The sequence below is a fragment of the Flectobacillus roseus genome, from assembly GCF_030056595.1.
GTDB lineage: Bacteria > Bacteroidota > Bacteroidia > Cytophagales > Spirosomataceae > Flectobacillus > Flectobacillus roseus.
In genome coordinates this window covers 1-21,519 of sequence record NZ_JASHIF010000033.1, presented here as the reverse complement: position 1 = coordinate 21,519, position 21,519 = coordinate 1, and the positions used below count along the sequence as shown (strand labels likewise).

Below are 21,519 nucleotides of genomic sequence, written 5' to 3'. Positions count from 1 at the left end.
ATAAAATTGATGTAGTGGCAACTCTTGCAGTTGCCATTTTGAAGGCGGCAACTGCAAGAGTTGCCGCTACATCAAAGAATGCTAATCGTAAGAACTCTTTTGAACAAAAGAAAATCCTTCATGTTATTTTCCTCTATCGTCTTGAGAGAAACATCGCTAAGTCAAGCTGGAAAGTACTGGTTTGAAAGCTTATAGCTGCTCCTATTAGTCTGGTATCAAACTGAGGCATTTGTAAATATTTTGCTTTAGCCTCTACATGCAAATCATACTTGGAAGTCATTTTCCATCTGCTATCTATCCCAATATTGAAACCATAAAAAACATTCAAATTGGGCTTTTCATCTTCCCTGTATAATTGTGGTTTATAAATTACATCTGGAGCCACATAACGTGGAATTGTAGTGTAAGCGGTAATTTTGCCCCCCATTGGAACAAAAAAAGATGGTCCCATAAATATTTTCAACTGATGTTTGGTATGATTTAAGTCACTTAGTGCATACTTAAATTTGGTGTCTATACCAATCCCAGAAATATCGAATTTCCCTACGTTGTTATACTGATATTTTTCATCCATGCTGGTGTAGGGCACCCCTAATTTATAGGGTATTTCGCCATAAACTTTTGACCAAAAAACATCGACGCCAAATGAGGTTCTACTTCTCCCTTCAAATTCAGCATTGATTCCAAATTGTGGTTGTGCGTTGATATCAAAATGTAACACATCGGTTTTATAAGAGTATGTGAGACTATGTGCACTTGTTACAATTCCCAAATAAGGAGAAACAGAAACCTTTAATTTCTGACCTGACAAAGGATAAACTTTGGGATAATATTTTGGGTAAATCTCTTCATTGTAGGTGGTAACCAATTGTGCAAGATATTCCTCTTTGTATTTTACCTTCTGATAACTCGCAGATCTCAATTTGGGGGTGTAAGAAAAATCAGGGAAAAAGACGAGCAAATATCCTCGAAGTTTCTCTTTTGGAATCAACGTAACTTCTTTGCCTTTAGAATAAAAAAACAACTGTAGTTTTCTACTATAAAACAGTGACACAGGCGCAATTACACTCGCCTCTAGTAGAATTGGATTTTCTTTATACTCTTTGACTACAAATAGGTACTTTCCTTCAGTTTTGACAGAATCGATTTGCGAAATGGATAAGGTTGTAAATTGCTCGTTCTCTTTCAAAATAGATACTTTCGTGTAATGATCGGTAAACTTGATAGCTCCCTTAATGGGTGCTTCTCGGTTCTTGACATATACAACTCCGTCGGCGCGAATGCCATATTGACCAAAACTGGTTTTAACCGAAAATAAGAGCACTAGAAGAATGAGGAATGATAGGCTGGTGTTTGTTCTCATGGTAGATATTGGGTAGAAATTATTAAAATAGGAATTAGCAAACGTATTTTGAGAAAATGAAGGTAGTAGAATATTTTCAAAAGGGCAACTATATCTGATTATTAGGCAAACCGCCTCAAAGACAAATTTTTGAGGCGGTTATACGTTTCTCTACTCTACCATTACACCGTTTGTTTTGAAAACTTTATGAAAAAACAATACATGATATGGTAAAGAATTTTGCCAGTAATCCCAAGTATGCGCACCTGGGCGCTCAGTGTAATCGTGAGGTGTTCCGTTATAGACTAAACGTCGGTGCAGCTCACGATTTACTTCTATCAAAAAATCATCTACACCACAATCAATTGTCACTGGAAGATTATTGGCTTTAATCATTTCTGCCATATTCACCACTGAGTTTTTGAAAAACACTTCCTGACTTACATCCGAAGTACCGAGTAATTTCTGGAATCTATCTTTGAGAGATTGGGTGAAAGCCTCATTGATTTTGAATTTGGTATAATTCATATCCAAAGCACCACTCATGGATCCTGCTGCGGCAAACAAGTCGGGGTGGCGAGTAGACAAATACATAGCACCATGACCGCCCATCGATAAGCCCGTGATAACTCTTCCTTTTTTATCTTTAACCGTTCGGTAAGTGTTATCAATTTTCTGAATCACCTCTTTGGTAATATAGGTTTCAAATTTGTTTGTGGCATCGTAAGGACTATCTAAATACCAACCAAAAGTTTCGCCTTCGGGCATTACGATAATCATATTGTATTGGTCTGCCAAATTTTTGACAAGCATCTTATCAGGCGTAGAGGTTAGCCAGTCCCTAAAATGTCCGCCTCCGCCATGAAGCAAATAAAGCACAGGATAAGAAGCTTTGTTTTTGGCGTAGGAATTGGGCAATACCACAGCCGCCTTGTAGGTTTTGTTCATGACAGCGCTTGGTACATCCAAACTATCAACGGTCGAAGCGAAAGACATTGACGTGAGCAGTGAAAACACGCCTACTAGCACAAGTTTAAGTTTTTTGGATAATAACATAATGAGTAGAATAATTGTGAAAAGAAGGTATTTTTGTACAATTTAAGGACAAATCATAAAAATTCCTCTTTCTCAATTTGGCTCACACTAATTTTGTGCGTTTTTATTTCTTTTTCAAAATATCAGTTATGATTCCAGAAATCGTAAAACCGAGTATTGCACCATACGGCACCATCGTTTGCCACTGCGATTTGAGCGGACAAGTTCCTGTCAAACAACCTACTTTAGACCAATAAAAATATCCTCCAATGGCACCGATTAAGGCGCCAAATACTTTCCATTTGTTAGGTAAAAATCTCATTTTATTTTCCATGTCTTTTATTAATTGAGAGTTGTGAATTACGAATTGTGAATTAGTGCTGTATGAAGGTTTTGTATTGTCTTTAAAATAAAATTGATGTAGCGGCAACTGCAAGAGTTGCCGCTACGTTAAAATGCGGATGATAGGAATGCTTCTAAATAAAATAAAACTCATAGAAAAGCCCCATTAAAAACTAAACCACTGACTATTAATTATTTATAAATCCATTTTCAAATCTTCAAATTCTCAAATTTTCAAATCCTCAAATTTGTTACCATTTGTAATTAACCACCAAATTCAACTGGCTCATATCCACTTTGTTTTGGACATATTTGAGATTGTCATAGACCAAGCCCTGATTTGCTTTGTATATGCCAAGCGCTTGCATTGTTAAACCTTTCCAATTTCCCTCAAAACTATATTGCAGATTGAGCATTGTATGCGAAAAATCTGGAACACCATATTTGTTTAGTCGGGTATCCCTTACGTCTGGCATATTGTAATAACCATAAGCTCCCTCAAGTTTCAAGTTTTTAGAAAAAGTATAGGCATATTTGGCGGTATATGCCCACACATCTCCCGAACCTTCATTGCGCTCTCTAGGAATAAAAGTGTAAAACTGCTCCACGCCCCATTCACGAGGCATTTGATAGCGACCTTGTGCGGTAATACGTCCAAAATTGAGAGAACCTTCCCATTTTTTATCCTTCAATCCTAATCTGACATTAATAATGATGGGTTTATTTTCTTGGGTAAAATATACTTGACTAGCTACCTCGCTCCCACCATTGCCAAGCTGTCTCTGTGTTGCTAGCAATCCTCCCAACATTAGCTGTTGGTTGTTCCAAATAGATTTGCGGTATTCTGTTTTGAGGTATGCAGTATGAAAAACATTTTCGACTAAAATATCACTCGCCAAGATTTGCCATTTGGAATTTGGTTTAAACATCACTTCAGCAATACCGATACCGTTGGTGGTGGTATGACCCGCATATTGCGATTTGGTACCATCTGGATTTAATCCTACAGGATAAATCCCAAATGAATTTGCCACCGAAACCCATTTCACGGCCGACCTGGGGTTCAGTCCTGTGATTGCTTCAAGACCAATGTGCCACTTACTACTAGGAAAATATTTAAGGGAAAGCCCTTGCACCAAGGTTGGACTCATTCGTCCGTCTTGGGCGTTTAAGAAGATATTTTGGGGAACATAATTACCGATTAATGCTTGGATTTTTTTGGAACGATATTGCAAATTGAGTTCCTGTAAACGCAAGAACATATCTTTATTAGTAGTATTAGTAAAATCAAACATTCCCCACTCATAACGATTTAACTGAAGGGTTTTGGGGTCAGGAATTGAAAAATTAGGGGCATATATCTGTTGCGTCAAGCTTCCAGAAATAGTCAATCGAAAACCCTTGAAAGATAAGGTTTGATAACCCAAGGTTAAACCAACAGCTCCTGCCGAGTAATCGCTGAGGTCGGCCTTATTCCAAGTCGAAATGGACATCAATCTTATTTGACCCGTGATATTTCCTTTAGTCAATGCTCCGACAAAACTACTATCCGTTTGTGCCTGTAAGACCAAGGGAAAAATTAAAATAAAAACTATTTGAAAAATATTTCGCATACATCCGAGTGATTAAGTATGCTCAAAATTATCAAACAGAAAAATGGCAAAAAGTGATATTTGTTACAGAAGAAATTTTGAGAGAAATTGGATTTAGTGATATGTCTATATTTAGAGATTTTTTCAGAAAACCTTCCATTTCATAAGCTCCGTAGGTGCGACAGAAAGCAAGATAGTTTGCTTTCTGTCGCACCTACGGAGCTCAATGAAGATTTTATCAAGAATTTTGCTACCAAACTGTCGCTCCTATGGAGCCATTATTAAAAAACAGAGACGTATTCCCATATTTCCGAAATCAGAAATCCCCAATCCGTAATAGCTTAAAACCCTGCCTTTATGTACGACCAACCCTCCTCTTGTTTGAGTGCTAATTCAATTAGTGCAACTGGAACGTATTGGGCGGTAGGAAGAATTTGGTCTTTAGTTATTTTTTGCGATTTCATAGTATTTTCACAAACTGCAAAAACAACGCCTTTTTGGGTTAATGCTTCTATTTGACTTGTAAGAACATTGCCTTCTTTTTTCATAAAGCCAATCCCTTTATTGTGTACCACTACCTCTAACTTGGCAGTTGGCCAAACTTCCAAAACGTTGTTCAATTGTTTGGTCAAAGCTCGATACGCCGCGGTATCAGGCGTAGCTAGATGAAATACGATAGCGTGTTCTTTCATTTTTTTAGGTTTTTGTGAAAATGAGGGAAGACTTGCCACACACCAGAAAGCCAATGCCCAGAAAAGTGTTTTTTTCATTGTGATAGAGTTATTTGCGTTTGAAACTTTGGAGACTAGATTATTGACTAAAGCTATGAAAATTAGCTAATTTCTTTTCTTCTTCCAGTCTTTAATTGCTTTGAAAGGACCGTATTTATGTTGTAGTTCGGAAAAAGGATCACTGTAAGGACCAAAAGGATGGTCAAATGGTTTATCAGCAATTTTCGGCCAATCTTGACTCAAATCTTTATGCGGTCTGATTTGTGAATTGATATATGCCGCTACGTCCCAAGCCTCCTCGTCACTCAGTTGAGTATTTTGGTAAGTTACACCCAAAGGCATATTGTATTTGATATAACCTGCCAAATTGGACATACGATACAACCCAGCTCCATCATTATAACTATTTTTACCCCAAAGCGGCGGATAGGTAAATTTCTTCCCTCCTTCTGCCAACACACCTTGTCCATCTGCCTGATGACAACTTTGGCATTTTTGGGTGTAAATTTCCGCTCCTTTTGTTGGGTCTGCTGCACGCTGGAGTAGTTTTAGTTTGAAAATACCTGTCCCCTTTGGCGTATGTTTTTTCTCTACATCTGAGCCTATCCAGTCCATATATGCGACGATAGCCCGCATTTCTTTACTGGTCGAATCTAAGGGTTTTCCATTCAAGCTTCTCTCAAAACAATCATTAATTCGTTTCTCCTTTGATTCAAGTCTTCCTGAACGAGCACGAAATTTGGGATAGGTAGAAGCAACTGCAAAATAGTTATTTCCCCATGCCTTGGTACCCGCATTCAAATGGCAATTTTGACAATTCATTCCATTAGAAATATGAGATACTGTGCCGTTGGGACCTAAATATTCAGCAGTATTAGCAATCAAATCCTTTCCATAATGAATCAAATCTCGTTGATCTTTGTTAAGTCTAGCCAATCGCCAATCGGCGGGTGCTTCCCACAAGTGTGTAAAATTAGAATCAGGAAGCTGGAATTTTTTTACCAAAAGTGAGTCTGGTGAATTTGCACTATTGGATGGTTTTTCATTGATGATTAAACCTAAAACTGTAAAAACCAAAACAACTAGAACCGAGACCAGTCCTAGCATCATTTTGGTAGAAAAACCCAAAGATTTGTCTATATTTTCTTGCATAACTTTAAACTAAATGAGTGAATTTAGAATTATCTTATATAATCAATCAATATGATTCAAAGTTAGCCGAGTAAAATATTGAATTCTGTAACATCTGTCACAAACCTAGAAACTACTGGCAATCTTCCAGCCAATGTTCTATCATGAAGCTCTTATCTTTTTTGGAATACGCAGCAATAGGCTTGGTCCAAGAGAGCTTTTCAAGTTGTTCTAACATACAACTTTTATCATGAAAAACCATTTTTAAATTTTGGCGAGACATCCATAAAATTGGAGAATCAGGCGTTTCACTAAAATAATAGAGGGTATTGTTGGTATCTCCTACATAGTTTTCTTGTGAATACACCACTAGTTTCCCTAATTGTTCAACCTTGTAAAAATTACCTTCAAAAAAACGATATACGTCTTTATCCTCCTCCTGATAACCCCAAAAATGGTGTATATCATAAATTTTAGTTTGCCCATCTTTGATATGTACTTCTATTGCCCCTTTACTCGCTTTCCAATCCACCGAGCGAATGTCTTGCGTGGCAATATTTGGCAGGGTAATATCTTTACTATTACCCAAAATTCTTGAAATATGATTGCCTTTGGGTTGTTTTCCAGCTTTAGTCTGAAAGGTCAACAGGCTTAAAAGCAAAAGTGAAATAATGGTTCTCATAGTTTTGTTTCATTAAATTGTTGGTAAGTATTTTGGAGCACTGGTCGTTTTACTAAACAGATTATTCGACCAGTGCTTTTCTTATAATTTCGTTTTTACAGCTACGCCATTCGGTATTTCGTCAGATGCCGTTTTGAGCACTGTATCGCCAGACTTGATATCACCAAAAATTTCTACTTTACCCTCTGCTTCTATGCCTTTTTTTACTTCAACCCATGAAGCTATTCCGTTTTCTACCTTTACCACAAAGCATTTTTCTAAGGTAGTGGCTACTGCCGAACTAGGTACAGTAAGGCTAGTCGTATTGCGCTGAAAAGGCAAAGTCACTTGTGTATAGGTACCCGACACCAACTGTAATTGAGGATTCTGAACATCAATTTCGATGAGTTCGGAGCGAGTTTGTTTATTAACGTTATGAGATATACGACTCACTTTTCCTGCAAACTTCTTATCTGGTAGATTCATTACAGAAAAAGATATCGGCTGACTCAAACGAATCGCACTGATATATCTTTCAGGAACTGGAATTCTTAAACGAAGTCTATTTTCTTGTTTGATTTTAAAAATAGCGACAGCACTTTTATCATTAGGTCCGACAAAAGCCCCAGGTGACAAACGACGTTCGGCAACTACTCCATCAAATGGTGCTTTGATGGATAGATATTCGGTCATGACCTGAATAGACTGGTAAACGGCCTTGGCTCCCAACCAAGTCAAACTATCCGACACAATCTTTGAATGAGCAATATCCAAATCATTCGGCGAAACCGTCCCAGGAGTTTGATTGGCTTTTTGCAATCTTTTATAAACCGATTTACTCGTATTGAGTTGCGACTCAGCCGAACGCATTTTGGCAGTAGCCTCCGCTAATTGCAAACTTAGTTCGGGAGCATCGAGTACGGCCAATACTTGCCCAGTGCTCACACGATCGCCAATATCAACATTAATTCTTTTGATGTACCCATTTACTTTAGGAAAAAGGTCAGTTTCAAAGTAACTTTCTAATTCGCCTGGAATTTGTAATTCTTGACTCGGCTTTGCACTTTCTACCTTGATAGCAGGGTATATCACTTGCTCCTCGGTATTAGAACTGATAGGTTCTGATTTGGATTGAGTACAAGAATCCAATAAAATTTGGCTTGTCAAAGCCGCTAATATGATAAGATGTGAGAGTTTCATAACGTTCAATATTTTGAATCTGAATATTAATTTTTATCCTCAGGATTTAAAGATGGAGATGCAAGTGAGCTATTTTTCTGAACGGCCGCAAATACGACAGGCAAAACCAACAAGGCAGCAAATGTTGAGGCCACCAACCCACCAATCACCGCTCGCCCCAATGGTGCACTTTGCTCACCCGATTCGCTCATACCACTCGCCATTGGAATCATCCCTACGACCATGGCAATAGAGGTCATCAAAATCGGGCGCAAACGAACTGCACCAGCTACCTTGGCAGCTTGATAGGAATCTTTGTAGGTCAGTCGAAGAGTTTCGGCATTGGTTACCAATAACAATGCATTCGCAACTGATACCCCCACCGACATAATAATACCCATATAGGATTGCAGATTGAGGGTACTTCCTGTTGCCAAAAGAATCAAAATCGAGCCAGCTAACACGGCAGGAATTGTCACTAATACCACGCCTGACACTTTAAATGACTGGTAATTGGCTGCTAACAATAAAAATATCACCACAATAGCCAGTGCCAAACCCGAGCTTAAACTTTGAAGGGTTTCCTCCAAAAGTTTCGCCATACCTTTCAATTCTACGACCGTTCCTTTAGGTGTTTCTCCTGCCTGAGCAATGGCACGATTGACATCAACGGTAGCTGTTCCTAAGTCAACCTGATGGATATTTGCCGAAACTGTCACGATACGGCGAGGTCCTACACGGTCATACTCCCCTGGAATAGTTGTTGGTGTGATTGTAGCAACATCTCCTAATGTTGGACGTAATTGTCCCGAAATCAGTGGAATATTTTCCATATCCTGTACCGAAGACATTTCGTACTCGGGTAAAGCTACTTGTACCTGATAAGCATAGCCTTTCTTTTCGTCTAACCAAAAGTTTTTGGCAGTAAAACGACTCGAAGAGGTGGCTGCGACAACCGATTTGGAAACCATGTCGGCGGTTAGTCCAAATTGAGCCAAACGAACTCTGTCTATTTTAATATCAAAACTAGGATAGTTCAATGGTTGATTAATACGGATATCGCGGAGGTACGGAATTTTCTTTAGTACAGCTATCAGTTGATTAGCATACTTTTGCCCATCCTTCAAATCCTTTCCTCCTATTCTTACCTCAATTGGCGTTAATGAACCTTGACTCATAATTTTATCCGTTAAATCAATAGGTTCAAAAGACACATTTACACCCGATAATTGCTCACGCACCTTTTTACGAATTTCATCTTTGAGGTTATCCAATGAAGTCATTTCATATTCCTTTGCAATATTGACTTGAAGTGTAGCCTCATGTGGACCTGCATTGAATACATACAAGGAACTTGTTCCATAACTAGACGGCGTCATACCTACAAATGCCGAAGAAATCTCTATATTCTTGTCTTGAACAATGCTTTTAATGATGCCTATGACCTGTTTTACGGCTAATTCGGTACGTTCAATGCGTTTACCTTGTTCTCCTATAATTCTTACCTGAAATTGGTGAGAGTGGTTGAGTTTGGGCATCATATCTTTTCCAATTTTCATAAAACCAACCACAACAACACCAATCGTCACAACAAGGTAGCCGAGAATTAAAGCCTTTTTCTGATTCATCAAACTGTCTAAGAGTCGTAGATAACCCAGTTTGAACTTCTCAAATCCTGAGATTTTTTCTGGATGTTTTTCTTCATACTCTTCCATAGCCTCTTCGTGTGGGCTGTCCAAATCGTTCAAGATTTTTTTCTCATGTTTTGCTGGATGTTCATGTCCTTTTAGCCACCAGTTTGCCAATACTGGCACAAGAGTTTGAGAAAAAATAAAAGAAGCAATCATCGAAAAACCTACCGCCAACGACAAAGGCATAAACATCCCTTTGGGAACGCCCGTCATCAATAAAGCAGGGGCAAAAACTGCCAAAATACAAAGTGTAATCAAAACTAAGGGAAACGAAACCTCACGAGTGGCATCCAAAATAGCCCAAGCTTTTGACTTTCCCATTTCCAAATGTTGGTGAATATTTTCGATTACTACGGTAGCTTGGTCAACCAAGATACCGATAGCCAAGGCAAGTCCTGACAAAGTCATAATATTGATGGTTTCGCCTACCAAATTCAGTGCTAAAATAGCCACCAGCAACGAAGTAGGAATCGTAATAATTACCACAAGCGAACTTCTTAAATCACCCAAGAAAAGTAATACCACCAAGCCCGTTAGCAAGGCTCCAATCAAACCTTCTGTACCTAAACTTTCCACGGCATTGGTCACGTATACCGACTGGTCAAAGACATATTTTAGCTCCACATAGTCAGGTAAAAGCGATTGCATTTCTGGCATTTTTGCCTTCAACGCTTTCACAACACTCATCGTTGAAGCATCCGACGTTTTGGTAAGAGGAATATACACCGAGCGTTTTCCATCCACCAAAGCATATCCAACTGTCACATCGGCAGCATCTTCAACCGAGGCTACATCTCGCAAGAATACCGTAGTACCCGTTAATCGTTTGATAGGTACATTCAAAAAATCCTCCACATGTTTCATCACCGAGTTGATTGGCGTCATGTAAGTATAGTCGCCCACACGAACGTTCCCAGCGGGTGAAATTTGGTTGTTTTTTACCACCGACTGCACAATTTCGTCAGGTGTTAACTGATAACTACGCATCGCTTCGGGGTCTACACGAACGACAACTGTACGTTCATTTCCACCAAAAGGTGATGGCGAAGACGCCCCAGGGATTTGTGAAAACAAGGGTCGAATTTTAGTAGAAGCCAAATCTTGCAATTCATTCAAATCCGCTTTTTTACTACTAAAAACTAATTGTCCTACAGGCAAATTGGTCGCATCAAAACGTACAACTGTGGGAGGAACAGTCCCTGGAGGCATATAGTTTAAGGAGCGATTCACGTTGTTGGCAACTTCTCCAGCGGCTTGAGCCATGTTCACATTTTCGTAAAACGTGAGCTTTACAATACATAAGCCTTGAACATTTCGTACCTCTATATCTTTTACCCCTGATACATACAACATCTGGTTTTGATAACGGGTAGAAATGAAGCCTTCCAATTGGGCTGGCGTCATTCCTCCGTAAGGTTGGGCAATGTAAATGGTTGGCAAATTCAGTTTTGGAAAAATATCAATGGGTATTTTGAATAAAGCCAAAATCGAAAAAATCGTTAGCCCAAGTATTGCCACAATGACAGTAATGGGTTTCGATAAGGCTCCTGTGAGTAATTTGTCCATATTTTATCATCATTGAGTTGATAGGTGATTGAAATTATCAAAACCCTATCGCTCGAATTCTTTAGTTAAATTGATTGAGAAAAACATTAAGTTCGCCTTTTGAGACATACTGGTGTAACACAGCTCTCCACACATTATTTCGAGCCACAGCTTCGTCTATTTCAGCACGGTTCAAAATCATTTGACTTTGGGTCACCTCCAGAATAGTACCCAAACCAGCTTGGTATCTTGACTGAGCCTGCGCATAAGCAGCTTTGGCGGAGGTCAGTTGAAGGGGAATTTGCTCAAAAATTTCTTTCGCTTTTTGGTATTCGATAGCCGATTGGACTATTTCTGATTGAAGTTTGATAGTTGCATCGTCCTTCTCTTTTTGATAAACCTGACTAAAGGAGTTTTGGGCTGAGGCCTCTTTTTTGATTCTGAAAATGTCAGAAATATTCCAGACTGTAGTCAGACCCAACATATAATTATAGGCTCTAAAGCCAAGTCCCGAAAGCGACTGATTATAGACATAATTTCCATCGGCACCCAAGTGGTCTTCAATCCCCGAACCCTTTGCCCATACCGCCCCACGAGCCATAATGGCAGGTAAATACGATTTTTGAATACTGTTAATTTTTAACGTTGAGGTATTTACACGTGCTTCGAAAAATCGAAGAATCGGATGATTACTAAGATTGTCAGAAGAATTATTGGCTAACGCAAAAGGCTGATTCCCATCCAATTTGGCATCAAGTAACTGGTATTGGTTTTGTGGTAAACCTAATAGCTCAGCCAGTCTTACCTTTTGTTGCTCTGCTAGTTTTTGACTTTCTATTAATAAGATTTTTGCTTTGGCAATATCTGCTACTGCCAAGGATGTATCTACGCCTGCTCTCAATCCTGCAATCGCATTGGCTTTGATGGTTTGGTAAAAAGCTTGCGCTCGTTCCAGATTTTTCTGTTGAATTTTGGTAGCTTCTTGAAAAACCAAACTCAAAATATAGGCATCTGAAACTTTTGATTTATGCACATAGATTTCTTTTTCGTAATCCAACTTGGCTTGTTGGATACTGGCATTAGCCACTCTTAAATCGGCTTCTTTTTTACCAAATGTAGCGAGTTTGTAGCTCGTCAAAATGGTGGTAAAACTGCTAAATACAGGCTCTGACGCGAAGCCATCAATATTGGTAGTCCCCGAAGACGGAATGGCAGCTCCCTCATTAGAAAAATAAGTTCCTCTTACCTGATTAGAACTCGCAAACAAGGTTTGCGCCTGAAACACCACCGATGGCATGGTATAGTTTAACTTTTTGGCTTCGGCATCACGTTCGCTTGCGTCTATCGCCAACATTTTGGCACGTATGGTCGGGTAATTGGTGGTTGCCGTTTCGACTGCTTGCTGAATACTTAAATTGCTAGGACTATTTTGAGAATATCCTGTCGTACAGCACATTAGCATACATATTCCCCAATAGACAAATACTCTTTTATCCATAATCTCTGATTGGTTTATGAATCAAAGGTATGTGCCACAACTAAGAGCCTTCTGAGAGAGACATTAAAAAGAGATTAAAGAAATGGGGGGAAATTGACGGATGTTGAGATGAAGAATGTTACGAAGGAATTATTGTTGGGGATAGAGAATTTGGTTGGAGAGGTAAAATATTACGTCTCTACAGGATTTTTTTTAATGGCTTTTAAATGAAGCTGTTTAAACTTTTGTAAAATTGCTGGCGTAAGTAATGAATTTATACTGTTTGAGCGAAGCGAGTTTATAAATTCTTGATTTTTTTGTTACTTTTTGTATCAAGACAAAAAGTAAGGCGAAGAATTAATCCCAAAAACTGTTTTTTGAAAAGTTTAAAAAGCTTCAATATCAATCATAATCTAGCTTATCATTTCAGTTTCAAAACTGTTAAAAAAATAAGTCCAAGACTAAGTCTTGAACTAGTCATCTAACGATTAACATCCTTCAGGCAATAGGTAGTAAAATACAAACACAAGTGCCTTGGTTGATTTCTGATTGAATATCGAATTTACCTTTATGGAGTTCTATAATTTTTTTGACTAAAGTCAAACCTATACCAGAGCCTTGAATATGGGTACTGTTTTTACCACGCATCATTGGCAAAAATACATTTTGAATATCTTCTCTAGAAATACCGATACCTTGGTCTCTAATTTCAATTTTTATAAAAGTATCATCCTTAGAAAGAGTAACCTCGATGGGCTTTTTATTGGAGTATTTACAAGCATTATCCAACACATTTATCAGCGCTGAACGAAGCAAATGCAGCATTCCATTGACCAGTTCTCCCTCTTCAGACTCAGTGAAGCTATCATCTATCTTAAAATTTAGGAATTGCTTCGGATATTTCTGATTAATCACATCAATCGTATCCATAACTAATTCGAGGATATTGATTGAGTGCATGAATATCGGTGAAGAAATAGATTCCACTTCAGTCAAATACAATAAATTATTGGACAAATCGATGGCTCTATCCACCTGTAAAAGTGCTTCTTGAATACTATTTTTCTGAGCCTCTTCACTTTGGTCGTAGGCTAATGAGGTTTGCAATACGCCTTTGGTAATGGTCAATGGTGTTCGTAATTCGTGTGAAGCGTATGAGATAAAGCGCTTTTGATTTTCGCCTAGTTTTTGAATTTTTTCCAATAATTGATTAATCGCATCCGCTAAAACAGAAGCTTCATTCTGCTCATTTTCGAAGTTTTTGATACGAAAACCAAAGTCCGAAATAGCCGCTTCGCCCAATTGTGCATTGAGTCGATCGAAAGGTTGCATTGCTCTTTTTGAAAAAAAATACCCTGTCAAACTAATGATAATCAGCGCTAGGAGATTACCAATAAAGATAGAATATCGCAAAGTATCACTCATGTTATGCCCATGCAAGTCATAGGCCGTAACGATAACAACGAATACCCTCCCGTTCTGCCAGTAAGATATTCCCAGACCCTCCTTAGGATAGCCCAAGCGTGTATTATGGTAGGTAAAATATACTTTTTTTTCTGCCCTAATTTGATTCAGAAGGCTTGTTTCGGGGAAATAATCATGATTGGCATCAGAGGTATATACTATCTTGTTTTTGTCATCGTATACGGCTTCATATTGCTCACTTAATGGAAAGAAAAATTCCTTTTTGAAGCGACTTAAACTTTTGACAAAACGTTTTGTAGCCTCCGTTCTTGAATTCAAGCGGTCGTGCATCAAATTTTCTCTGTAGCTTTCATAAGAGAAATATACATACAAAGAAAAAAGGATAAGAATAGCCGATACCACAAATAGAAAGGCAATGATAATGCGTTGTTTAATCGTCATTCTTCTCGTAGGGAATAGCCTCTCCCAATAATGGTATGAAGCAGTTTTTGATCAAAATCTTTATCCAATTTCCTTCTCAGATAGGTTATGTACACATCAATCACATTGGTATTTGTATCGAAATTCAAGTCCCAAACTTTTTCTAAAATATCTACCCTACTCACCACTTTCCCTTTGTTGAGCATCAAATATTCCAGCAAGTCATATTCACGTTTGGTGAGTTCAATTTTTTTACCTGAACGAGTTACTTCTTGTGTGTCAAGATTCAGTTTTAAGTCTGCAATTTCCAGAATTTTGCTTGGTTTAGCGCCAAACATATTCCGACGACCAAGTGCCTTCACTCTCAATAACAACTCTTTAAATTCAAAGGGTTTAGCCAAATAATCATCTGCACCAGCGTTGAAACCTATCTCTTTATCTTCGATGGTACTCAATGCGGTTAGCATCATCACGGGGGTAGATGCCCAATTATTTTTGATAAATTTACAAAGCTCAAAGCCATTGATACTAGGCAAATTGACATCCAAAATTACCACATCATAAGGTTTTTGGGACAAAATCCTTTGACCAATCAAACCGTCGTAAGCTATGTCTAAATTGATGTTTTCGCTAGAAAAACCTTTCTGAATAAAGCCCGCCAGTTTGGGATCGTCTTCTACTAATAGTACTTGCATAAATTTAATTGAGTGTATTTATTGAGAAATTCTTACACGAAAGAAGGTCGAAATTAAAAAACCTTTGTTGAGTTCTTGGAACGATTTACCCGCTAAAAGGTTTAAAAGAAATACATAACCTCCTAAAACTTTTTCAAAAAATGGACATTATTTCAATTGAACTTCTCACTAAAAACCTTCCAAAAACTACAGAATTCTATAGAGAAACCCTTGGTTTTGAGGTAGTCACAAAAAACCAACAAGAAGTAACCTTCAAGGTGGGGGCATCATTATTACGCTTTACAGAAAATCTAGCTTTGGAGACAAAGTATCACTTTGCCTTCAATATTCCATCCAATCAGGTTGAATCCGCTTTGGGATGGTTAAACAAAAAAGTGGATGTTATTCTGGATGCAGATAAGCAATCTATTACACAATTTAAAGATTGGAACGCACAAGCAATCTATTTTTATGATAATAATGGAAATATTCTAGAATTTATAGCCCGTCGCGACCTTAAGGATAATAGTTCAGGCGACTTTTCAGGAAACCTAATTCGTTGTATCAGCGAAATTGGACTAGCGAGTAATGAACCTTTGACAATAGCAGAGCAACTGATACAGCAATATGGATTAAATTATTTTGAAAAAGGGCCTATTCTTTCAGACTTTACCGCCTTGGGCAATCACAATGGTTTATTAATTTTGTCTAAAACAGGAAGAAATTGGTACCCAACTCAACATCCTGCTCAAGTCAACTCGGTTTCGATTCAATTCATTTCAAATGGTAAAGTGCACACGCTTCATTTTAATTGATCGTTACAAGCCACTTGTTGACTAACATTCAAAGGCATTTATTACATAACCATGCAAAAAACCAAACTTATTCTTTTACGATCTTTAGCCCGATTAATTGACTTGATATTTCTTAATTATTGCTTTGGACGCTTTTATGACTTGCTCAACAGAGATGTCCTCCTCCCGCATGATGGATTATTTACGGGTTTACAAGAAATGATTTTGTTTATTCCATTTTGTGTACTTTATGAGCTTTTTTTGGAATATCTCTCCTTTGGTTTTACCGTCGGAAAATTCATTTGTGGACTTAGAGTAAGACTGCTCAACGGTAAAATGATTGAACCCAAACATGCCTTTTTTAGGTGGCTTGGTGTGATATTCGACTTTTATTTAACCGTTGGATTAGGCGCCATTATTTCTGCTATTTATTCTAAAAAAGCCCAACGCATTGGCGACCGATTTGCAGGAACAACTGTTACGATGGGCAATTATAAGTTTTGGAAATAATCTCAAATTGCGTGAATTGAGATTGTGAGAATGTGTGATTATATAAAAATTTGTATTCCATCAGTAAAGACGCAATGATTGAGTATAAAGTCAAGTAATTGCTAGCTTAATAGCATCAAAAAAGCGGTCGAAAATTGTTTTCCGACCGCTTTTTTGATAAAACTTGAAGTATAAACTTGGGATAACTCAACGCTAATCTGAAAACATCAATCAGTTAAAAGAAACGTTTACAAACGACTTCAGATAACCAATATACCATTATCTAATAACGTCCTCACTCTTAATACTTCATTAACTTAAATACCCCAACCTTTTGGTCTTTGCTAATGCGCAACAGATACATCCCATTCGGGTAATTTTTGAGGTCAAGTTGAGTACTACCAGCGTTTAATTTTATTTCAGAAACCACATTTCCGATGGAATCAACTAATTCTGCTTTGATACCGTTTTCATCGGTATTAATCGTAATAAAATCTGTCGCTGGATTTGGACCTACGGTGACGCCAAGCTTTTGAATGTCTTCGAAGCCTGTGACTAATTCTAGACTAACCGTTGAGTTTGAACCGATAGTTCCTGTTCTACAGTAATAGTCAGAGACATTGAATAATCTAAATTTAGTTGGGACAGTAGGGTTTAATGATACTGAATAAGGAGAAGTAGATGCGTTAAATTCTTTCGCACTTAATTCATCTGTACCTAATTTGAAACTTACAGGAAAACTGCCCGTCAATTTTACTTTTAAATCAACTTTCTTTTCAGGTGAGAAATAATACACGGTGGTATCAAATGAGGCTGAAGGAGATTTTATTACTTCGAGAGGGTTAACACTCGTAGTTGAGCTTATGCTACTTTCTTTAGAAATTACTCTAAAACGGTAATTTTGTCCAGAAGGAGTGTTATTCGGAATTTTAAAGGATATTGTATTTGTTGTATATGAGGCTCCAAGTGTCTCAATCTCGTTAAAATTAACCCCTAAGCTATCTGACATTTCAAGTCCAAGACTAGGACTAGTCCCAGTAATACCTATCAACTTAAAACCAATATTGGTTTCAGTCCCTGCACAAAGGTAATTGTTAATGTTATTTACAGTTGCATTGGATGTTAAGATATAACTAGCCGTTTCCGGCAAAACTGTTATAGTTGCTGAACCTTTACCAGCGGCAACACCACATTGATTAGATACTGATTTTAAGGTAACAGTCTCAGATTTTTGGGCTACAAAACTTATAAACCCAGACTGTCTAATCATACCCGTAATTCCACCGGTTACACCATTACTTAATTCAAAGGTAGGATTGCCGACAAATAAATAATTATCGGCAATATTAGAAGCCTTCAAAGTCAAGGTAACAGGTTGGTTGGCTACTGTTGTAACATTCCCTGCAATTGTATAATCTGGCACATCAATTAGAGTATCAGACTTTGAACCTCTAATTTCAATATTTGATGTTGCTATGTTTTGCAACATTATCTGATAAGCTCCTAATGGGATATTGGTTGGGATTGATAAAGCATAACTACCATACGGTTTTATCCTTGCGATTTCATGATAAATAGAAACTCCATTATTATCAGTCAAGAAAGATAGTTTATAAAGTTGCGTGGTATCAACATCTCCATAAGCGTTTAGATTAATATGTAATTTTTGGTTACGACAAGTATTACTATTTTCATTCGCACTCAAGTTTAATACTTTCCAAGTAACTAAAGGTTTTACACGTATACTAACCGAAAAATTCAAATCTTGTACACCACATTGATTGAAAACCCTAGATATTGTATAAATAGTAGAGTTTTGAGGCAAAAGAGTAACAGAGGTAGAGATACTAGAATTTACAGGATATACATCTCCGTACTTACCCCTTACTACACCTTCAAAATTAGTAGTATCATTGTTGTTAAATTTAAGTGATACCGACTCACCATAACTCAGCTCGATATCTTTTTGGCCATTAGCGAATGAAACTGACACATTAGGCGCTTGTTGAATCCGTATAACTTTTATATTACTAAACAATAAAGAATCTGACTCGTCAACCAATTGCAACGTGTAATCACCTTCGGCTAAATCTTGGGGAAGAGTTACCTCAAAAGGGCTCTGTTTGATTCCTGTCAGAAGGACTTGCTTAGAATATGGTGTCTCGTCAGCTTTTAAAAGCATCAACTTGTAACTTGCCACTCGGTTTGAAACTGTAGTAATCGTTTCTGAATATTTAAGCACTATTTTTTTACCAACACATACTGTCATTTTAGAATTAACATCTTTAAATTCAACAATTCGGTCAAAATATTTAACCTTGAACTTGATGTCTACATCCTTTGTCCCACAACCGTTTGTCAATTTTTTAACTGCAAAATTACTTTGATTCTCTAAATTCAATGTAAAATACAAAATTCCTCCATTCGAGCTTGTTACTCTTAGTCCATCGTCAAACACTGCAGTGGTCGGCAACTGGTTATCAAGTCTTAACCCCCCTTTAAGGTAGGCACCAGATGAACCGAAGTAACTTGAGGTATTGAACTCACTTATTCCTGAATAACTGGGAAAATCGGCAACCTCTACAAAATACCTCTCACCTGTAGTGGAGGGCACGGTAGCTCTTACTTGTAAGTTGATAGCATTTAGGTGAATCGGTACTTTCCATAACAATTTATCATTAATAAACTCTCCTACATTACCTATGATTATTTTACCAGTGTCATCCACGTAATCCAAGAAAAATCGAGATGTAGCATTAAATGTACTATTTCGCTGCAGAGTTAATTCTTGAGTAGAACCTGCACAAATGGTTGAACCTTGACCAAATGGAGCTAGGAGTTTTAGGGTTTTTATAGGGTTTAATACTTGAATATCGAAACTCAGTTCCATATCACTATTCACTCCACATTCATTCGATACCTTATTGACTTTATATGTGGTATTATCGGAGACGTAAAACTTTGAGTTAAAATAGGCAATACCACCTTCGGGCATATAAAGTGTAGATTTTTTACCAAAATTATCTTCATATTCAATACTTCCACCTCCAGAAAAACCAAGACTACCATAAACCCAGCTAGGTTTCTCTATGGTATGAGGGTTACCTAAATTAGTGTAAGTAAATTTAGGGATTGATTTGAAAAGACATTGATTAGATCCATACTCGAATGTTGAACCTATTAATAAATTTGGTGAAAGACCAAAAGTAAAGGTTTTGCCTTCATTTGTACTTGAACTAGGAAAAATAAACTCCGCTAAGCCATCCTCTGTCACCTTTCCTGTAAGAGCTGTTTTACTCCCATCGCTAAACAACAGCGCCATATTTATGGCTGTATTCACCTCCATGACTGGTTGGCTCGAAAATCTTACTTTAAATACTCCAGAAGTACAAACCGATTTAGTTAGTATTTCCTCCACCTTAATAGCGTCAGTTACCGTCACTTTGCTCACGTTAACTCCCTCTCCAGTATTACATTCACCAGCAAACTTGTTTATTTTATAATCTAAAGTTTTGGTAGGATAAATAGGGATTGAAGTGGAAGTTTCATTATTTCTCAGATAGTATTGATATCCATCTGTCAATTCGAAAGTAATGGGTAAAAGTCCACTATAATTGACATCGAGATAAGCCACACTACCATATCTAACAGTCTTAGCTTCGGGCAGAATATCAATTTTCGCTTCTTCTTTTACATTCACCGATGTTGTATGAGCAGGTGAAATAGTGAACGGACTTGTGGCAACCACACTTAAATTAAAACTAGTACGTGGTACGAGACCAGGAATTTTTGCAGAAACAATTCCATCTGATTCTTTTGCCTCAACATCATAAAATTGAGAAGGGTTATTAATAGAAATTAAGCGAATCAAGAATTTATTATCTGCATTCCAAATACCTCTTTTTTCAATACTTAGTTTGATATTTCCATTTGTACAGTAAGTTGTACCTAATAAATTAGAGATTTGCAGTAGATTATCTACAACTGTAACCTTTACCTTCCCTTGTGCAGTACCTACCCCACAAGTATTCGAAACCTCTTTGATATAAAAGTCTCCTGATTTATTGGGATAAGTATTCACAAATACATCGGTAAAATTTATGGAGTGGCTTTGTACGGTATGTACGGAACCCTCTGAGGTGGTTATTGAAAAGTCACCACTTGAAGTACCAGAAAGTTTAAGTGGCAATACTTTATCTCTAAAAATCGAAGAACTTGTAGTATCAATTATTATATTAGGGCGTATCATCAATGCGAAACTTGAAGTTAACCCAAATTGTGAAGGTTCTACTGATGGTGAAGTTGTTGCAATTTGTATTCTAACATAGTTATAGTTAGTACGCTTGTAAAGATAGTCGCTTAACTTAGAGATTTGTTGAAAATCAGGAAATGTACCTACCAAATAGCCAGAAGAGTCTTTTGTATCAATATCTACTAGAACTTTATTTGGTTGGAAATAATCTGTTAACTGTACCTTAAACTTATTATCAGAGTTAAAATTTCCTGTTTTTTGGTAAGATAAGATAAACTTACCTCCTGAACAAAAATTAGTTGAAGTAGGCTGAACAATTCTTTTGAAGGTTACTGTTTGAGAAAAAACCTGTAGAAAACAGCCAAGCAGAAGTAGTTGTGTAAATAAAAATTTGCGCATATATGTGGATGCATTGTTTTTGGACTCCACTGAGGTAAAACGATTATTTAACTTCTTTATCTTTCACCTTATGCAGTGTATATACTTGCAGATAAATGGCGTAGCGAAGTAGAGTAATAGAGAAAGTGTCGGTGATACTTGAATCAAAGGGAATCCATTAAATTTTATAAATTAGACTAGTGATAAAACATACCATAAAAGTACATAAAATATCTAATTTCTACTCTACCCAGCTTTTTTTAAGTAGATATATTTTTTTGATAATGAGACATTTGCATTTTTATCCATCTTAAAAAGCTGAATATTCTATTCTCAATAGCTGTATCTGTCAGTATTATTT

15 protein-coding genes are annotated in these 21,519 nt (G+C 37.3%); 2 read left to right on the top strand and 13 right to left on the bottom strand.

The window, feature by feature from the left end; translation table 11 throughout:
* Positions 1 to 133: 133 nt before the first annotated feature.
* From QM524_RS25290 to QM524_RS25235, 12 genes are all read right to left on the bottom strand, one after another.
* The gene (locus tag QM524_RS25290; protein ID WP_283346802.1) at positions 134 to 1,363 is read right to left on the bottom strand and encodes a hypothetical protein; all 1,230 of its coding nucleotides are present in this window, start codon (positions 1,361 to 1,363) and stop codon (positions 134 to 136) included.
* A gap of 150 nt (positions 1,364 to 1,513) precedes the next feature.
* Complete coding sequence (locus QM524_RS25285; RefSeq protein WP_283346801.1) at positions 1,514 to 2,338, bottom strand: alpha/beta hydrolase; 825 nt, start codon at positions 2,336 to 2,338, stop codon at positions 1,514 to 1,516.
* A gap of 163 nt (positions 2,339 to 2,501) precedes the next feature.
* Positions 2,502 to 2,711, bottom strand: coding sequence for a DUF6132 family protein (locus tag QM524_RS25280; protein WP_229241997.1), 210 nt, complete (start codon positions 2,709 to 2,711; stop codon positions 2,502 to 2,504).
* A 259-nt stretch (positions 2,712 to 2,970) separates the two neighbouring features.
* The gene (locus QM524_RS25275) at positions 2,971 to 4,332 is read right to left on the bottom strand and encodes a hypothetical protein (protein WP_283346800.1); all 1,362 of its coding nucleotides are present in this window, start codon (positions 4,330 to 4,332) and stop codon (positions 2,971 to 2,973) included.
* Positions 4,333 to 4,652: 320 nt separating this feature from the next.
* Complete coding sequence (locus QM524_RS25270) at positions 4,653 to 5,081, bottom strand: DsrE family protein (RefSeq protein ID WP_283346799.1); 429 nt, start codon at positions 5,079 to 5,081, stop codon at positions 4,653 to 4,655.
* A 66-nt stretch (positions 5,082 to 5,147) separates the two neighbouring features.
* Positions 5,148 to 6,194, bottom strand: a complete 1,047-nt coding sequence (locus QM524_RS25265; RefSeq protein ID WP_283346798.1) for a c-type cytochrome — start codon at positions 6,192 to 6,194, stop codon at positions 5,148 to 5,150.
* A gap of 112 nt (positions 6,195 to 6,306) precedes the next feature.
* On the bottom strand, positions 6,307 to 6,855 hold the full coding sequence (locus QM524_RS25260) for a hypothetical protein (protein WP_283346797.1): 549 nt from the start codon (positions 6,853 to 6,855) through the stop codon (positions 6,307 to 6,309).
* Positions 6,856 to 6,936: 81 nt separating this feature from the next.
* Positions 6,937 to 8,034 carry an efflux RND transporter periplasmic adaptor subunit gene (locus QM524_RS25255; protein WP_283346796.1) on the bottom strand — a complete coding sequence of 366 codons (1,098 nt, stop codon included), beginning with the start codon at positions 8,032 to 8,034 and terminating at the stop codon, positions 6,937 to 6,939.
* 26 nt (positions 8,035 to 8,060) lie between these two features.
* On the bottom strand, positions 8,061 to 11,270 hold the full coding sequence (locus QM524_RS25250; RefSeq protein WP_283346795.1) for an efflux RND transporter permease subunit: 3,210 nt from the start codon (positions 11,268 to 11,270) through the stop codon (positions 8,061 to 8,063).
* 61 nt (positions 11,271 to 11,331) lie between these two features.
* Positions 11,332 to 12,747 carry a TolC family protein gene (locus tag QM524_RS25245; RefSeq protein ID WP_283346794.1) on the bottom strand — a complete coding sequence of 472 codons (1,416 nt, stop codon included), beginning with the start codon at positions 12,745 to 12,747 and terminating at the stop codon, positions 11,332 to 11,334.
* 477 nt (positions 12,748 to 13,224) lie between these two features.
* The gene (locus tag QM524_RS25240; RefSeq protein WP_283346793.1) at positions 13,225 to 14,592 is read right to left on the bottom strand and encodes a sensor histidine kinase; all 1,368 of its coding nucleotides are present in this window, start codon (positions 14,590 to 14,592) and stop codon (positions 13,225 to 13,227) included.
* On the bottom strand, positions 14,589 to 15,266 hold the full coding sequence (locus QM524_RS25235) for a response regulator transcription factor (protein WP_283346792.1): 678 nt from the start codon (positions 15,264 to 15,266) through the stop codon (positions 14,589 to 14,591). The genes QM524_RS25240 and QM524_RS25235 overlap by 4 nt, the downstream gene beginning before the upstream one ends.
* 140 nt (positions 15,267 to 15,406) lie before the next feature.
* Here QM524_RS25235 and QM524_RS25230 point away from each other — a divergent pair, with 140 nt between their 5' ends.
* A complete protein-coding gene (locus QM524_RS25230) occupies positions 15,407 to 16,060 on the top strand; it encodes a VOC family protein (protein ID WP_283346791.1) in 654 nt (217 codons plus the stop codon).
* A 51-nt stretch (positions 16,061 to 16,111) separates the two neighbouring features.
* Complete coding sequence (locus tag QM524_RS25225) at positions 16,112 to 16,549, top strand: RDD family protein (protein WP_283346790.1); 438 nt, start codon at positions 16,112 to 16,114, stop codon at positions 16,547 to 16,549.
* Positions 16,550 to 16,829: 280 nt separating this feature from the next.
* Here the strand turns inward: QM524_RS25225 and QM524_RS25220 are convergent, their stop codons facing one another.
* Positions 16,830 to 21,179, bottom strand: coding sequence for a T9SS type A sorting domain-containing protein (locus QM524_RS25220; RefSeq protein WP_283346789.1), 4,350 nt, complete (start codon positions 21,177 to 21,179; stop codon positions 16,830 to 16,832).
* Positions 21,180 to 21,519: the final 340 nt, after the last annotated feature.

Bases quoted from the DNA above. Each gene is read 5' to 3' on its own strand.
- QM524_RS25290 (WP_283346802.1), bottom strand. From the start codon at position 1,363: ATGAGAACAAACACCAGCCTATCATTCCTCATTCTTCTAGTGCTCTTA.
- QM524_RS25285 (WP_283346801.1), bottom strand. From the start codon at position 2,338: ATGTCTTTCGCTTCGACCGTTGATAGTTTGGATGTACCAAGCGCTGTC.
- QM524_RS25280 (WP_229241997.1), bottom strand. From the start codon at position 2,711: ATGGAAAATAAAATGAGATTTTTACCTAACAAATGGAAAGTATTTGGC.
- QM524_RS25275 (WP_283346800.1), bottom strand. From the start codon at position 4,332: ATGCGAAATATTTTTCAAATAGTTTTTATTTTAATTTTTCCCTTGGTC.
- QM524_RS25270 (WP_283346799.1), bottom strand. From the start codon at position 5,081: ATGAAAAAAACACTTTTCTGGGCATTGGCTTTCTGGTGTGTGGCAAGT.
- QM524_RS25265 (WP_283346798.1), bottom strand. From the start codon at position 6,194: ATGCAAGAAAATATAGACAAATCTTTGGGTTTTTCTACCAAAATGATG.
- QM524_RS25260 (WP_283346797.1), bottom strand. From the start codon at position 6,855: ATGAGAACCATTATTTCACTTTTGCTTTTAAGCCTGTTGACCTTTCAG.
- QM524_RS25255 (WP_283346796.1), bottom strand. From the start codon at position 8,034: ATGAAACTCTCACATCTTATCATATTAGCGGCTTTGACAAGCCAAATT.
- QM524_RS25250 (WP_283346795.1), bottom strand. From the start codon at position 11,270: ATGGACAAATTACTCACAGGAGCCTTATCGAAACCCATTACTGTCATT.
- QM524_RS25245 (WP_283346794.1), bottom strand. From the start codon at position 12,747: ATGGATAAAAGAGTATTTGTCTATTGGGGAATATGTATGCTAATGTGC.
- QM524_RS25240 (WP_283346793.1), bottom strand. From the start codon at position 14,592: ATGACGATTAAACAACGCATTATCATTGCCTTTCTATTTGTGGTATCG.
- QM524_RS25235 (WP_283346792.1), bottom strand. From the start codon at position 15,266: ATGCAAGTACTATTAGTAGAAGACGATCCCAAACTGGCGGGCTTTATT.
- QM524_RS25230 (WP_283346791.1), top strand. From the start codon at position 15,407: ATGGACATTATTTCAATTGAACTTCTCACTAAAAACCTTCCAAAAACT.
- QM524_RS25225 (WP_283346790.1), top strand. From the start codon at position 16,112: ATGCAAAAAACCAAACTTATTCTTTTACGATCTTTAGCCCGATTAATT.
- QM524_RS25220 (WP_283346789.1), bottom strand. From the start codon at position 21,179: ATGCGCAAATTTTTATTTACACAACTACTTCTGCTTGGCTGTTTTCTA.